Source organism: Luteipulveratus halotolerans, assembly GCF_001247745.1.
Taxonomy (GTDB): Bacteria; Actinomycetota; Actinomycetes; order Actinomycetales; family Dermatophilaceae; genus Luteipulveratus; species Luteipulveratus halotolerans.
The window spans coordinates 865,483-879,374 of sequence record NZ_LAIR01000002.1 but is presented as its reverse complement, the minus strand read 5'-3'; the positions used below and the strand labels follow the sequence as shown (position 1 = coordinate 879,374).

General features: G+C 70.8%; 14 protein-coding genes. 5 read left to right on the top strand and 9 right to left on the bottom strand.

The annotated features are described in order from the left end of the window. Nucleotides 1-30: 30 nt before the first annotated feature. The 6 genes from VV01_RS04750 to VV01_RS04725 all read right to left on the bottom strand — a co-directional run bounded on the left by VV01_RS04750 (nt 31) and on the right by VV01_RS04725 (nt 5,046). A complete protein-coding gene (locus VV01_RS04750) occupies nt 31-285 on the bottom strand; it encodes a hypothetical protein (protein ID WP_197274990.1) in 255 nt (84 codons plus the stop codon). A 33-nt stretch (nt 286-318) separates the two neighbouring features. Further along, on the bottom strand, nt 319-777 hold the full coding sequence (locus VV01_RS04745) for a hypothetical protein (protein WP_050668890.1): 459 nt from the start codon (nt 775-777) through the stop codon (nt 319-321). A gap of 208 nt (nt 778-985) precedes the next feature. Continuing rightward, entirely contained in the window at nt 986-2,089 is a 1,104-nt protein-coding gene (locus VV01_RS04740; protein ID WP_050668889.1) for a glycosyltransferase family 4 protein, read from the bottom strand. A 6-nt stretch (nt 2,090-2,095) separates the two neighbouring features. Next, entirely contained in the window at nt 2,096-3,370 is a 1,275-nt protein-coding gene (locus VV01_RS04735; RefSeq protein WP_050668888.1) for a serine hydroxymethyltransferase, read from the bottom strand. Further along, nucleotides 3,367-4,272 carry an L-threonylcarbamoyladenylate synthase gene (locus VV01_RS04730; RefSeq protein ID WP_071606291.1) on the bottom strand — a complete coding sequence of 302 codons (906 nt, stop codon included), beginning with the start codon at nt 4,270-4,272 and terminating at the stop codon, nt 3,367-3,369. Before VV01_RS04730 ends, VV01_RS04735 begins: the two co-directional genes overlap by 4 nt. 9 nt (nt 4,273-4,281) lie before the next feature. After that, nucleotides 4,282-5,046, bottom strand: a complete 765-nt coding sequence (locus VV01_RS04725) for a hypothetical protein (RefSeq protein WP_050668887.1) — start codon at nt 5,044-5,046, stop codon at nt 4,282-4,284. An 82-nt stretch (nt 5,047-5,128) separates the two neighbouring features. Between VV01_RS04725 and VV01_RS24590 the strand changes: the two genes are divergently transcribed. From VV01_RS24590 to VV01_RS04705, 4 genes are all read left to right on the top strand, one after another. Continuing rightward, nucleotides 5,129-5,704, top strand: coding sequence for a pentapeptide repeat-containing protein (locus tag VV01_RS24590; protein WP_071606513.1), 576 nt, complete (start codon nt 5,129-5,131; stop codon nt 5,702-5,704). A gap of 51 nt (nt 5,705-5,755) precedes the next feature. Beyond that, a complete protein-coding gene (locus VV01_RS04715; protein WP_050668885.1) occupies nt 5,756-6,136 on the top strand; it encodes a DUF1304 domain-containing protein in 381 nt (126 codons plus the stop codon). A 123-nt stretch (nt 6,137-6,259) separates the two neighbouring features. Beyond that, nucleotides 6,260-9,286: an alpha-mannosidase gene (locus tag VV01_RS04710; RefSeq protein ID WP_050668884.1), complete on the top strand. Its 3,027-nt coding sequence runs from the start codon at nt 6,260-6,262 to the stop codon at nt 9,284-9,286. Between the two features lie 187 nt (nt 9,287-9,473). Beyond that, a complete protein-coding gene (locus VV01_RS04705; RefSeq protein ID WP_050668883.1) occupies nt 9,474-10,460 on the top strand; it encodes an NlpC/P60 family protein in 987 nt (328 codons plus the stop codon). Nucleotides 10,461-10,472: 12 nt separating this feature from the next. Here the strand turns inward: VV01_RS04705 and VV01_RS04700 are convergent, their stop codons facing one another. Next, entirely contained in the window at nt 10,473-11,024 is a 552-nt protein-coding gene (locus VV01_RS04700) for an NUDIX hydrolase (RefSeq protein WP_050668882.1), read from the bottom strand. 112 nt (nt 11,025-11,136) lie between these two features. Between VV01_RS04700 and VV01_RS04695 the strand changes: the two genes are divergently transcribed. Continuing rightward, nucleotides 11,137-11,859, top strand: a complete 723-nt coding sequence (locus VV01_RS04695; RefSeq protein WP_050668881.1) for a class I SAM-dependent methyltransferase — start codon at nt 11,137-11,139, stop codon at nt 11,857-11,859. Here the strand turns inward: VV01_RS04695 and prmC are convergent. Together prmC and prfA are read right to left on the bottom strand one after the other, a co-directional pair. Beyond that, a complete protein-coding gene (gene prmC, locus VV01_RS04690; protein ID WP_082220824.1) occupies nt 11,840-12,730 on the bottom strand; it encodes a peptide chain release factor N(5)-glutamine methyltransferase in 891 nt (296 codons plus the stop codon). The two genes, VV01_RS04695 and prmC, sit on opposite strands and share 20 nt — an antisense overlap. Then, nucleotides 12,720-13,805 (bottom strand): peptide chain release factor 1, encoded by a 1,086-nt coding sequence (prfA, locus tag VV01_RS04685; RefSeq protein ID WP_050668880.1) that lies wholly within the window; start codon nt 13,803-13,805, stop codon nt 12,720-12,722. The genes prmC and prfA overlap by 11 nt, the downstream gene beginning before the upstream one ends. Nucleotides 13,806-13,892 lie beyond the last annotated feature (87 nt).

The window sequence follows — 13,892 nt, the reverse complement described above, 5'->3', positions numbered from 1 at the left end:
TGCCGATCTGCTCGGCGACCTCACCCGGGATCAGGGAGAACCGTACCGGAGCCAGATCACGTACAACGCCAGACCCGCTCCAGCGAGCATCCCGATGAGCACCAGGAAGCCCGTGCCGAGCCAGTGGTCGGCCAGCAGCCCGAGACCGCCGAAGAGGGCCGGGCCGGTCACGATGTAGGCGGTGACGGTCGCCGCGAGCTGATCGGACTCGGCATGCACGGGTCTCATCTGCTTGTGCAGCGGCTCGCGCTCGGGTGGCGGATCCGTCGGAGGGGTGGATGACATGACGAGCTCCTGAGAGCGACAGCGGGGTCGTGGTCACGACGTCCCCCCGGCGCTCGGGTCGGCATCAGGGAAGGCCAGCTGGCGGGCGCGGACGTAGCCCAGGATCTGACCGATCTGCCATACGACGGTAGTGGCGATCGCCGAACCGGCGAGCGCACGACCGTCGTACCACGTCTCTCGACGCAGGACGAGCACAGCGCCCACGAGCAGGATCAGCTGGCCGAGGTAGACGACGAAGGCTCCCGCCATCGTGGGACCGGCCGGACCTGCCATCACGACCTTGAGGGCGAACAGCCCGACAGTGAAGAACACCACAGCGATGAGCCAGCCGACCAGAGCACCGAGGGCGCCGTCCTCGTCACGCCAGATCCAGGCGACGACGACGATGACCGGGAGCGCGACCATCGCCAGCATGAGCGCGACGCGGACCATGCCGGCGAAGACGCCGGGCGGGGCCGTGTCGTGCCGCGGCTGCGGGGCGCGGGAGTCCATCGTCGGGCTTCCTCAATCTGCACAGATCGTGGGCGTCTGAAGCGCCTCGCGAAGAGGCAATCTGGCGTTCGTGGGAACGCTTGTGAAAACTATCACAAGCCCCGGATCGGGAGCGAATCCGGGCGGTCCGCGGGCCTGCGCACCACATGATGTGGCATGGGCGCGGGCCTGCTGGAACCCGTCCGGGATGTGGCGTGATGACGCCGGCTCAGACCGGCGTACGACGGCCCTGGCTCCAGCGCGGGACGCCCCAGGTGAGCACGAGCGAGAGCGCGAGGAGCGAGGCCAGCAGCGTGGTCGCGCCGGCAGCGGGCAGGTAGGCATAGCCCAGCACGCCCGCGGCGATCGACAGTGACCACAGGTAGAAGATCAGCACAGCACGGCGGTGCGTGTGGCCGATCTGGAGCATTCGATGGTGCAGATGCTTGGAATCGGGCTGGGAGAACCGCCCACGGCGCCGGATGATCGCCATCACGACGTCGAGCACCGGCAGGGCGAGGATCGCCACCGGCAGCGCGAGCGGCAGCCACTGCGCGACGGTCGCGGCCTGCGCGTCGGAGTTGGCCGGGTCGATGTTGCCCGTCACCGAGATGGTCGCCGCCGACAGCAGCAGCCCCAGCAACAACGCCCCGGAGTCGCCCATGAACAGGCGCGCAGGGTGGAAGTTGTGTGGCAGGAAGCCGGCGCAGCAGCCGACGAGCCCCGCGGCGACCAGGGTCGCGATCGTGAACACGCTCGCGTCCTCGCCGTTGGTGATGATGTCCGGCTGGGAGTAGGCCCATACGAAGAAGGTCAGGGCCGCGATCCCGACCACGCCCGCCGCCAGACCGTCCAGACCGTCGACGAAGTTGACCGCGTTGGTGGTGGCCAGCACGACGAAGATCGTGAGGCCGATCAGCAGCGGCTGCGGCAGGACCGTCTGCCCCGCGATCGGCAGCATGAGCAACTGGACCCCGGAGAACGCCATCACCCCGGCCGCGATGATCTGGCCGGCGAACTTGGTGAGCGCGTCGAGCTCACGGAAGTCGTCGATGGCGCCGAGCGCGCACATCAGGACCGCGCCGGCGAGCACGCCGAGCACCTGCCGGGTCGACAGCGTCGACAGGTAGGGCAGCTGGACGCCGACCAGCATCGCCACCCCGAAGCCCAGCAGCATCGCGATGCCGCCGAGCCTCGGGATGGGCACGGAGTGGACGTCCCGGCCGCGGACCGGTGTCACCGCACCGAACCGGACGGCGATCCACCGGGCCGCCGGAGTGGCGACGAAGGTGAACACGGCCGCGATCACCGCGACCAGGACGTACTCGCGCACTGGGCGTCAGGCGCGGGCGTACGCGGGGAAGCGCCCCACGAGATCGGTCACCTCGGCGCGGACCTCCTTGGTCACGGCGTGGTCGGGGTCGGCGTCGCCCTGGGTGACCGCCTGGTGGATCAGGTCGGCGATCTGCTTCATCTCCTCGACACCCATACCCTGCGTCGTGACCGACGGCGAGCCCACCCGGATGCCGGAGGCGATGTTGGGCTTCTGCGGGTCGAACGGGATGGCGTTCTTGTTGAGGACGATGCCGGCCGCGTCAGCGCGTGCTTCGGCGTCGGCGCCGGTGACGCCCACGCCCTGCAGGTCGTGGAGGGACAGGTGGGTGTCGGTGCCACCGGTCGTGGGGCGAATCCCCTTCTCCCCCAACGATGTTGCGAGCTGCTGGGCGTTGGCGATGACCTGCTCGGCGTACGCGGCGTACTCGGGGGTCGCGCACTCCTTGAAGTTGACCGCCTTGGCCGCGATGGTGTGCATCTGCGGGCCGCCCTGCATCATCGGGAACACGGCCTTGTCGATGGCCTTGGCGTGCTCCTCCTTGCAGACGATCGCGCCCGAGCGCGGGCCGCGCAGCACCTTGTGCGTGGTGAAGCTGACGACGTCGGCGTGGGGCACCGGCGACGGGATGGCCTTGCCGGCCACCAGGCCGATGAAGTGTGCGGCGTCGACCCAGAAGATCGCACCCACCTCGTCGGCGATCGCGCGGAAACGCTCGAAGTCGATCTTGCGCGGAATGGCCGAGCCGCCGGCGAGGATGACCTTGGGGCGGTGCTCCTTGGCGAGCGCCTCGACCTGGTCGTAGTCGATGTCCTCGGTCTGCTGGTCGACGCCGTAGCTGACGGCGTTGAACCACTTGCCGGAGAAGGACACCTTGGTGCCGTGCGTGAGGTGGCCGCCGTGCGGTAGCGACATCGCGAGGATCGTCTCGCCGGGCTTCATGAACGCGCCGTAGACCGCCTGGTTGGCGCTCGCGCCGGAGTGCGGCTGGACGTTGGCGTGGTCGGCACCGAACAGCGCCTTGCAGCGGTCGATCGCGATCGTCTCGGCCTTGTCGACCTCCGAGCAGCCGCCGTAGTAGCGACGGCCCGGGTAGCCCTCGGCGTACTTGTTGGACAGCGTCGAGCCGAGCGCGGTGAGGACGGCCGGGCTCGACATGTTCTCGCTGGCGATGAGCTGCAGGCCACCGCGCAGGCGGTCGAGCTCGGAGAGCAGGACGCCCGCGATGTCGGGGTCGAACTGCTCGAGCGCGTCGTAGTCGGAACCGTAGAACGTGGTCATCGGGGCTCACCTGTCGCTGAATCGGTCGGGTCTGACGAGGCGGCCGGGTCGGCGCTGGGCGCCGGGTCGGCCGGGGGCGGGAGGACGGTGCTGCCGCGCGAACGCGAGGGCTGCACCGTGGACGCATCGTGCCAGTGCTGGCCGAGCGAGGGCTCAGGGGTCTCGTCGACGTCGGCCGAGGAGGAGACCTCGACGCCGTCGGGCAGCTCGGGGACACCGCCACGCCTGCCGTCGTCGCCCTCGACGTCGCTGGTCGCGGCGACCAGGTGGATGTCGCCGAGCACCTCGCGCAGCCGGGCCACCGACACCGCGCCCTCGCGCAGTACCACCGGGTCGGGCTTGGTGCAGTCGACGATCGTCGACGGCTGCTGCTGGTCGCGGGTGCCGCCGTCGAGGTAGACGTCGGCGAACGGTCCGAGCTGGAAGCCCGCGTCGGTGATCGTCGTGGCCGCCGGCTGACCGGTGCGGTTGGCGCTGCTGACCGCGAGCGGACCCGTCTCGGCGAGCAGCGCCAGGGCCACCTCGTCGTCGGGCATGCGCAGGCCGACCGTGCCGTTGGTGTCGCCGAGGTCCCAGGACAGGGACTGCTGGGCGCGGACGACGAGCGTCAGGCCGCCGGGCCAGAACTCCTTCATCAGCCGTCGGACCCACGAGGGCATCGCCATCGCGAGCCCGTCGACGGTCCGCGGGTTGGGCACCAGGACCGGCGGCGGCATGTCGCGGCCACGGCCCTTGGCGCTGAAGATCGCGTTGACGCCCGTCGGGTTGAACGCGTCGGCGGCCAGGCCGTAGACGGTGTCGGTGGGCAGCACGACGAGGCGACCCTCGCCGATCGCCTCCTTCGCCGCGGCCAGACCGTCGTCACGGCCCTGCGGGGTCGAGCAGTCGAAGACCGGGCTCACGCACCACTCCTAGAAGTCGAATCCACCGCCGAAGTCTCCCCCATCGAAGCCCCCGCCATCGAAGCCCCCACCGTCGAAGCCGGAGTCGGCCCCGGAGTCGGCGCTCAAACCCTGGTCGGCGCCGCCGTCGTACGCCGCGGTGTCGGCTCCTGCGGCATCGGCACCGGGGGCCTGGCCCGCGTCCTGCCCGCCGTCGCCGGAGTCCTGGTTGTCGGGGTTGGCGCTGTCGTCGAGCGACGCATCGCTCTGCACGTCATTGTCGAACATCTCCTGCGCGATCGCCGTGCCGATGAACGCTCCGGCGACGCTCGTGAGCAGCATGCCGCCCATGCCGAGGCCGGCACCGCCCGCGCGGCCGCCGAGGCCGGGACCACCGAACGCGCGCTGCAGGGTGCCCGGCTGCTGCATCTCGGCGCGCGTCGCGCTGCGGGCCAGCGACGCGGGCGAGTCGTCGCGAGGAGCGTCCTGCGGTGCCGCCTGCGCGAGCTTGTTGAGGACCTGCTGGCGCTGAGCGGGCGTGAGCTGGGCGAACGCCTGCTCGTGCGCCTTCTCGATCTGCTCCGGCGGCGCGGTGCGCAGGAGGTACTCGTAGCGCTGCACCGCCTGCTGGTCGGCGTCGGCGGGCTGCTGCTGCGGTGGCTGCTGGTACGACGCGGGCGCCGGCTGCTGCTGCCAGCCGGCGGCCTGCGGCTGACCCTGAGGTGCCTGCTGTGGGTACGACGTCGGTGCCTGCTGCTGATCCTTGCGGCCGAACAAGCGGTCCAGGAAACCCATGACTGCCTCGCCTCCGTGTCGGGTGCCGTCGAGCGTCGGGCACGACCGAGCCTAGTCGGAGGTGCCTGGCACAGTGCACCGCATGAGCGAGGACCCGACGACCGACACGGCGTACGACGGTGCAGGGCTGCGCGCCCTCCTCGCCGAGGCGACCGGACCAGTCACCCTGACCCGCTGCGACCTGCAGGACGCCGACCTGCGCGACGCCGACCTGGCGGACGTGACGTTCGTCGACTGCGCCCTGGACCGGGTCGACCTGCGCGGCGCCTCGCTCGCCGACACGGTGTTCAGAGGCTGTCGGATGACGGCGGCCGACCTGGAGTCGGTCGGTGGGCTCGGCTTCCGGCTGGAGCGCTGCAACCTGTTCGGCGCCAACCTCACGGGTGCTCCCCTCGCGCGCACCGACCTCAGCGGATGTCGGCTCACCGAGGCCGTGCTGCGCGGCGCCGACCTGCGCTGGTGCGTGCTCGACGGCTGCGACCTGCTCGGGGCCGATCTGTTCGACGCGCGGCTCGAGGGCGCCGACCTGCGCGGTGCCGCGCTCGGGCCGTGCGACCTCGACCGGCTGCGCGCGATGAAGGGTGCTCTCATCACGACCGGACAGGCCACCGCCATCGTCGAAGCCCTTGCAGGCGTCACCGTCGTCGAGTCGCCCTAGCATCAGCACCATCCGGCGCCGCGTCGGCGCCACCGGCCCGAAGGGGCATCCATGCTGGTCGTCATCCCGGCGGCGCTCGCCGCACTGGTCCACGTCTACATCTTCGTCATCGAGTCGCTGCGGTTCACGGCGCCCGCGACGCTGCGGACGTTCGGCATCCGCTCCCGCGAGGAGGCCGAGATCATGCGGCCGTGGGCGTTCAACCAGGGCTTCTACAACCTGTTCCTCGCGATCGTCACGGTCGTCGGGCTCGTGCTTCGCGCGGGTGACCACGACGAGGCGGGCACCGCGCTCGTCGCCGCTGCGACCGCGTCCATGCTCGCCGCCGCGGTCGTCCTCATCGCGAGCGACCGCGGCAAGGCGCGCGCTGCCGTCGTTCAAGGGTTGTTCCCGCTGCTGGCCCTCATCGCCCTGCTGCTCTCGCACGGGTGACCACGTCCGCCGTACGCCGCGACGTTGTTTTCCACTGCCGACCACGTCGGGAGCAATCTTTGACACGCTGCTGACAGACGTCGGCGTCGTTCGGCCCGTCGTCGGAGCCGACAGTGAGGTCAGATGCACGACAACAGCAGCTTCGTCCGGTCCCGTCTGAAGCGCTTCCGCCAGGAGTACCTCCCGGCCGCGTCCTACCGCGAACGCACCCCGTTGCGGCTGACGCGCTGGGACGTACCCGATGAGCCGGTCCCCTTCTCCCACGCGGTGACTCAGACCTTCGAGCCGTTCGTGGCCGGCGCCGGCGAGGAGTCGCGCTGGGGCCGCCCCTGGGGAACCAGCCGGTTCCACGTGACCGGCACGCTGCCCGAGGGCTGGGCCGAGCGTGAGGACGCTCGGGTCGAGGCCGTCGTCGACATCGGCTTCAACGACGCGGGGCCGGGGTTCCAGGCCGAGGCCACGGCGTACACCGCCGACGGCACGATCATCAAAGGCATCGAGCCGCTCAACTCATGGGTGCCGCTCGACGGGATCTGCCCCGACGGTCGCACGATCGACTTCTACGTCGAGGCGGCCGCCAACCCGTTCATCGCCGAGAACGGCTGGTTCATCCCGACCCAGCTCGGCTCGCCGGCCACGGCAGGCCAGGCGCCGCTGTACGAGTTCCGCAGCCTCGACCTCGCCCTGCTCGACCTGCCGGTGTGGGAGCTCGCCCAGGACGTCTGGGTGCTCGCGGGCTACCTCGACGAGCTGCCGCCGAACTCACCTCGGGTCGCGGCGATCGAGACGGCCCTGGACCAGATGCTCGACGCCGTCGACCCACGTGATCTCGGTACGACGGCCGCGGCCGGCCGCAAGGCGCTGCAGCCCGCGCTGTCCTCCCCCGCCGTCGCGAGCGCCCACCGGGTGGTCGCGACCGGGCACGCGCACATCGACTCCGCCTGGCTGTGGCCGACGCGCGAGACGGTGCGCAAGTGCGCCCGGACGTTCTCCAACGTCGTCGACCTGATGGACGACCACCCCGAGCTGGTGTTCGCGTGCTCGTCGGCGCAGCAGCTGGAGTGGATCCGGGTGCACTACCCCGAGCTGTTCGGGCGCATCCAGGACAAGGCGAGGGCCGGCCAGTTCGTGCCGGTCGGCGGCATGTGGGTCGAGTCCGACACCAACCTGCCCGGCGGCGAGGCGCTCGCGCGACAGCTCGTCGAAGGCAAGCTCTTCTTCCTGGAGCACTTCGGGATCGACACCCAGGAGGTGTGGCTGCCCGACTCGTTCGGCTACACCGCGGCGATGCCCCAGCTGGTCAAGGCGTCGGGTTCGCGGTACTTCCTGACGCAGAAGATCTCCTGGAACGACACCAACACGATGCCGCACCACACCTTCCGGTGGGAGGGCATCGACGGCACCCAGGTCTTCACCCACTTCCCTCCGGTGGACACCTACAACTCCGACCTGTCCGCGAAGGAGTTGCTCCGCGCCGAGCGTCAGTTCCGCGAGAAGGGCCGCAGCGACGTCTCGCTCGTGCCCTTCGGCTGGGGCGACGGCGGTGGCGGTCCGACGCGCGAGATGGTCGCAGCCGCTGAGCGTCAGCGCGACCTGGAGGGCGCCCCCAAGGTGACCATTGCCAGCCCGCGCGCGTTCTTCGGGGACGCCGAGAGCGGCTACGCCGACCCGCCGGTCTGGTCCGGCGAGCTCTACCTGGAGTACCACCGGGGCACCTACACCTCGCAGGCACGCACCAAGCGCGGCAACCGCCGCAGCGAGCACCTGCTGCGCGAGGCCGAGCTCTGGGCGACCGCCGCGACGGTGCGGGCAGGGGCGGCCTACCCGTACGACGACCTGCGGCGCATCTGGCGGATCGTGCTGCTCAACCAGTTCCACGACATCCTGCCCGGGTCGTCGATCAGCTGGGTCTACGAGGACGCCGAGCGCGACTACGCCGAGATAGAGCACGAGCTCGAGGCGATCATCGAGCGGTCGCTGAAAACCCTTGCTGGTAAGGGCGATTCGACGATCTTCGTCAACGCCGGACCGTACGCCCGCGACGGCGTCCCGGCGCTCGGCGGCTCGGTGTCCCAGCCGGCGTCGACTGCCGTCGAGCCGACCGAGGCCGACGGCTCGTACACCCTGAGCAACGGCCACTTCACGGTCGTGGTCAACGGCCGCGGCGAGCTCACCTCCGTGCTCGACCGATCCGCCGGTCGCGAGCTCATCCCCCACGGCGAGGTCGCGAACAGGCTGCAGCTGTTCGAGGACATCCCCAACCAGTGGGACGCCTGGGACGTCAACGAGCACTACCGCCGCAACGAGATCTCCATCGACGGCACGAGCTCGGTCAGCATCGACGGAGACGGGCTGGTCGTGACTCGGGCGGTCGGCGAATCCACTGTCTCCCAACGGATCTCGTTGAGTCGGGAGGCGCCCGCCGTCGAGGTCGACGTCCAGGTCGACTGGCACGAGCGGCAGCGGTTGCTCAAGGTCGCCATCCCGGTCGACGTGCACGCCGACCGCGCGACGTCGGAGATCCAGTTCGGGCACGTCCACCGCGCCATCCACCAGAACACCTCCTGGGACGCTGCGCGCTTCGAGACCTGCGCCCACCGTTGGGTGCATGTGGGCGAGCCCGGGTACGGCGTCGCGGTGGCCAACGACTCGACGTACGGGCATGACTTCCAACGCCTGTCGACGCCTGCGGGCGTCGCCACCCAGGTCCGGCTCTCGCTCCTGCGCGCACCGCAGTTCCCCGACCCGGACGCCGACACCGGCACCCACCGGATGCGCTACAGCATCCGACCGGGCGCGACCGTCGCTGATGCCGTCGAGGAGGGCTACCGCCTCAACCTTCCAGTACGCCGGATCGTGGGCTCTCAGGTGCCGGAGCCGGTGCTCACCGTCGACCACCCCGCCGTCGTCGTCGAGGCGGTCAAGCTCGCTGCCGACCGGTCGGGCGATGTGATCGTCCGCCTGTACGAGGCCCACGGCTCGCGCGCGACCGCGTCAGTGTCGACGTCGTTCGAGCACAGCCGCGTCGTCGAGACCGACCTCCTCGAGCGCGAGACCACGCCCCGAGCACTGGCGCTCGACGAGACCGGCGTGACCGGCGTACACCTGCGCCCGTTCCAGATCGTCACCCTGAGGTTCGCCCGCTCCTGACACGGGCGCCTCGCAGGGTCAGATGCACGCACGGGGCCTCGTCGACACGGAGGGCGCCAAGAGCCAGCAGGCCTGACCCAGTCCTTAACCAACACAGGGCATTTCGGGATTCTCGCCGGCCGGTCGACGGTGCCACCGTGGACGGGCACTCACCGGCTCGGGGGCGAGACCGCGATCGGAGCCCGCCATGCCCGAAGCCCTTCAGCCCAGTGGACAACCCACCCGCCGCGCCGCCATAGGACTGGTCGGCGCCGCCTCGCTCAGCGCGGCCACCAGCCGCGCCCCCGGACGCAAGGGCCTGCGCCCGAAGGCTGCGTCGACCTACCAGTTCATCCGGCGCTCCGGCCCGGCCCGCAGCATCGCCTATCTCAACGGCGCGGTCGTGGCGGTGTTCACCGACAACGCCCGCTCCGTCGCGGTCGTCGGCGCATCGCGGACGTTCTCAGAGCCGGCGGTCACCGCCCAGGTCCACCAGACCTCGTGGATCCGCCACGCTCCGTACACCTGGACCGCGTCCTCCAGCTCCGCGGCGTGGGTCGCGCCGTGGCTGGACCAGCAGCGCGCGAACACCTATCCCGACCTGCTGTCGATGGCGATGGAGTACACCGCCGGTCGCCCGATCATCAACGACAGCAACGGGATTCGCTACACCGGGGACGCGTCGTACGGTCCGATCGGTGACAACGGCCGGTCGGTGGGCGGCGACATCCAGGACTACATCGGGGCGTCGTGGGCGTTCGCCGACGGCGTGACCCGCACGGCCCGGGCCGACTACCTCGGCTGCATCGACTGCTCCGGCTTCGTACGCACGGTGCTCGGTCGGCGCATGCGCTACCCGCTGCTGAGCGGCTACACCGCCGGGCCGGGGCTGCCTCGACGCGCACGCGACATGGCGGCGTTCGCACCCGGCGCCGTGGTGCTGCCCGACACCGGAACCCGCCCCACGGCGTTGGGAGCGCTGCTCCCGGGCGACCTGCTGTTCTTCAGCACCAACGGCGACGGCATCATCAACCACTGCGCGTTCTACCTCGGTGTCGACACGGCCGGCAAGAAGCGGTTCCTGTCCAGCCGCAAGACGGTCGACGGGCCGACGATGAGCGATGTGGCCGGCGCCTCGATCCTGGACGGCACGGGCTACTACGCCAGCGGACTGCGCTCGGCACGCCGCATCTGATGCTCGCCGTGATCAGGCCACAGGGACGCTGGACTCCTCGACGTCGGCCAGCTCGACCACGGCCGACGGAGGTGCCTCGAGCAGGTCCCACAGCTCGTCGAGCACGAGCGGCCAGACCTCCTCGTCGGTGGATGCGAGGTCGGTGCGGCTCCACCAGCGGTGCTGCAGCACGGTGATCTGCTCCTCGGCCGTGAACCCCTCCGTGCTGACCTCGAAGGCCGCCACCCGGGCGCCGTAGAACGTGTCGTCCTGGTCGACGACCTGGTCGCTGTAGCCGTGCACCACGTGCCGGTGCGCCAACGGCCCGACGACCTCGGTGGGTCGCAGGCACAGGCCGGTCTCCTCCCGGACCTCGCGCAGGACAGCCTCCAGGTCGGACTCCCCCGGGTCGATGCCACCGCCGGGCAGGATCCACCAGCGGGCGCCGACGCCGGCGTCGCTGTCCTCGAACATCAGCACGCGCTCGTGCTCGTCGACGAGCAGCACCCGCACGGTCGACCTCACGACGTGCCGGCGCTGGGAGGGGTCTGCGGGCACCTCGAAGGTGCGGTCGGGCTCGCTCACCCCGTCGACCCTACGTGCGCCGCGTCACCGGAACCGAGGGAAATACCGGGTGCTGGGCGCGAGTGGTCGGCCATGATGGCGCACATCGCCACGCCCCGCACAGGAGGCCGACGTGCCCATCTCACCGTGGACCGACGACATCTCGCACTCGTTCATCGCCCACGCCGACCGGTTCGAGCCGGGACGGGCCGAGCAGATCGCGGTGATCGCCGCCCTCGCCGGCCCGCTCGGCGGCGGACTGGCGATCGACCTGTGCGCGGGCACCGGCGACCTGAGCGGCCGGCTGCTCGCGGACAACCCGCACTGCACCGTCGTCGCCACGGATGTCAGCAAACCCATGCTGGAGCGATTGCACGCCCGACTCGGGGCGTACGCCGACCGGCTGGTGCCCGAACATGCCGACCTCGCCGACCGGACCTGGAGGCGTCGACCGCAGGCGCCGATCGCGGTCGTGTCGATGCTGGCCGTCCATCTGCTCGACGACGCACAGAAGCAGGAGCTCTACCGCGACCTCTTCGAGCTGCTGGCGCCCGGCGGCCGGGTGGTCATGGCCGACCTCGTGGCGCCGGCCGATCAGCAGGGCCGTGCGCTGGCAGCACGAACCTGGGACGCCTGGGTCGCCGAGCACGCAGGCGCGGATGCGCATCGTCGCTTCAGGGAACTGCAGTGGAACCCGTTCGAGTTCCCCGGTCCCGAGCACCAGCCCGCAGCTCTCACCGAGCACCTGCGCTGGCTGGACGAGGCCGGCTTCGGCGACGTCGATGTGTATTGGATGCTCGCCGGACACGCGGTGTTCGGGGGCAGGAAGGGCGCGGTCAGTCCATCGACGCCGTGACCGCGCGCGGCCGGCCCGCGAGGTCGGCGTGGTCGCGGACGTCTGCCCAGCCCGTACGCCGCAGCGCGGCAGGCAGCGAATCGCCTTGTGCATCGGCGTGTTCCATCACCAGCAGTCCACCCGGTCGCAGCAGCTCGTGCGCTCGGGCCGCGACCTCGAGCGGGATCCGCAACCCGTCCTCGCTGCCGCCGTAGAGGGCGATGTCGGGGTCGTGGTCACGGACCTCGGGGTCGATGGGCACCATGCCGACCGGGATGTAGGGCGGGTTGCTGACGACGACGTCGACCTCGCCGACGAGGTCGGGGAACGCCAGCTGCGCTGCACCGCAACGCATCTCGCCGTCGAGGCCGAGTCGCTTGCGGTTGCGGTCGGCCCACGCGTGAGCGAGCTGGTCGAGCTCGACGGCGCGCACGTCGAGGTCGGGGCGCTCGTGCTTGACGGCGAGTGGGATCGCACCCGAACCGGTGCACAGGTCGACGACGAGCGCACCCTCGCCGAGCCCGTCGAGCACCAGGTCGACGAGCATCTCGGTCTCAGGGCGCGGCACGAACACGCCCGGTCCGACCGCCAGCTCGATGCCCCGGAACGCGGCCGTGCCGGTGAGGTGCTGCAGCGGCACCCGGCCGGCCCGCTGCTCGACCATCGATGCGAAGCGGTCCGCAACGGCCGCCGGCGGCGTACGACGCAGGATCATCGCCTGGCGCACGTCGGAACGACTCGTCGACCACGCATGCGCCAGCATCGCGACGGCGTCGGGCTCGGGCGAGGCGACGCCGGCGTCGGTCAGGCATGCAGCGGCCTCGCGCACGAGGCGCGCGGCATGCGTCGAGCCGACGACGTCGTCCACCACGGCCGCCGCCTCAGGAACCATCGGCGACAGCCTGCATCCGGGCGGCCTCGTCGGCCGTGACGGCCGAGTCGACGACCGGCGCGAGGTCGCCGTCGAGCACCGCGTCGAGGTTGTACGCCTTGTAGCCGGTGCGGTGGTCGGCGATGCGGTTCTCGGGGAAGTTGTAGGTGCGGATGCGCTCGGACCGGTCGACCGTGCGGACCTGCGACTTGCGGGCTGCCGACGCCTGCGCCTCGCGCTCGTCGATCTGGATCTGCCGCAGACGAGCCTTGAGCACCCGCAGCGCGGACTCCTTGTTCTGCAGCTGCGACTTCTCGTTCTGGCAGGAGACCACGACACCCGTCGGGAGGTGGGTGATGCGCACGGCCGAGTCGGTGGTGTTGACCGACTGCCCGCCCGGACCCGACGAGCGGTAGACGTCGATCTTGAGGTCGTTCGGACCGATCACGACGTCCTCATCCACGTCTTCGAGCTCAGGCGTGACGAGGACTCCGACCGCCGAGGTGTGGATACGGCCCTGCGACTCGGTGACCGGCACGCGCTGCACGCGATGGACCCCACCCTCGTACTTCAGCCGGGCCCACGGCGCCTCGCCCGGCTCGGGCGTGCCCTTGGCCTTGATCGCGACGCGGACGTCCTTGTAGCCGCCCAGGTCGGACTCGGTCGCATCGACGATGTCGGCCTTCCAGCCGGCACGCTCGGCGAAGCGCAGGTACATCCGGGTGAGGTCGCCGGCGAACAGCGCGGACTCCTCACCGCCCTCACCGGCCTTGACCTCGAGGATCACGTCGCGGTCGTCGTCCTCGTCGCGCGGCAGCAGCAGCCGGCGCAGCTTTTCCTCGGCCGCGGCGAGGGTCTGCTCCAGCGCCGGCACCTCCTCGGCGAACGAGGGGTCCTCGGCCGCGAGCTCACGCGCGGCCTCCAGGTCGTCACGGGCGCCGGTCCAGGCGTGGTACGCCGCCACGGTCGGCGCGAGTGCGGCGTAGCGCTTGTTGAGGCGCCGCAGCGCGGCCGGGTCGGCGTGCACGGCAGGGTCGGCGAGCTGTCGCTCGAGGTCGGCGTGCTCGTCGACGATCGTACGTGCGGACTCCAGCATCAGGACTTCCCTGCCTCAGGCGCGGCCGGCGGCCGCACGTCGTACAGAAACGACAACACCGGCCCTGTCCGAGGGACAGGGCCGGTG

Bases quoted from the DNA above. Each gene is read 5' to 3' on its own strand.
- VV01_RS04750 (WP_197274990.1), bottom strand. From the start codon at position 285: ATGTCATCCACCCCTCCGACGGATCCGCCACCCGAGCGCGAGCCGCTG.
- VV01_RS04745 (WP_050668890.1), bottom strand. From the start codon at position 777: ATGGACTCCCGCGCCCCGCAGCCGCGGCACGACACGGCCCCGCCCGGC.
- VV01_RS04735 (WP_050668888.1), bottom strand. From the start codon at position 3,370: ATGACCACGTTCTACGGTTCCGACTACGACGCGCTCGAGCAGTTCGAC.
- VV01_RS04725 (WP_050668887.1), bottom strand. From the start codon at position 5,046: ATGGGTTTCCTGGACCGCTTGTTCGGCCGCAAGGATCAGCAGCAGGCA.
- VV01_RS24590 (WP_071606513.1), top strand. From the start codon at position 5,129: ATGAGCGAGGACCCGACGACCGACACGGCGTACGACGGTGCAGGGCTG.
- VV01_RS04715 (WP_050668885.1), top strand. From the start codon at position 5,756: ATGCTGGTCGTCATCCCGGCGGCGCTCGCCGCACTGGTCCACGTCTAC.
- VV01_RS04710 (WP_050668884.1), top strand. From the start codon at position 6,260: ATGCACGACAACAGCAGCTTCGTCCGGTCCCGTCTGAAGCGCTTCCGC.
- VV01_RS04705 (WP_050668883.1), top strand. From the start codon at position 9,474: ATGCCCGAAGCCCTTCAGCCCAGTGGACAACCCACCCGCCGCGCCGCC.
- prmC (WP_082220824.1), bottom strand. From the start codon at position 12,730: ATGGTTCCTGAGGCGGCGGCCGTGGTGGACGACGTCGTCGGCTCGACG.
- prfA (WP_050668880.1), bottom strand. From the start codon at position 13,805: ATGCTGGAGTCCGCACGTACGATCGTCGACGAGCACGCCGACCTCGAG.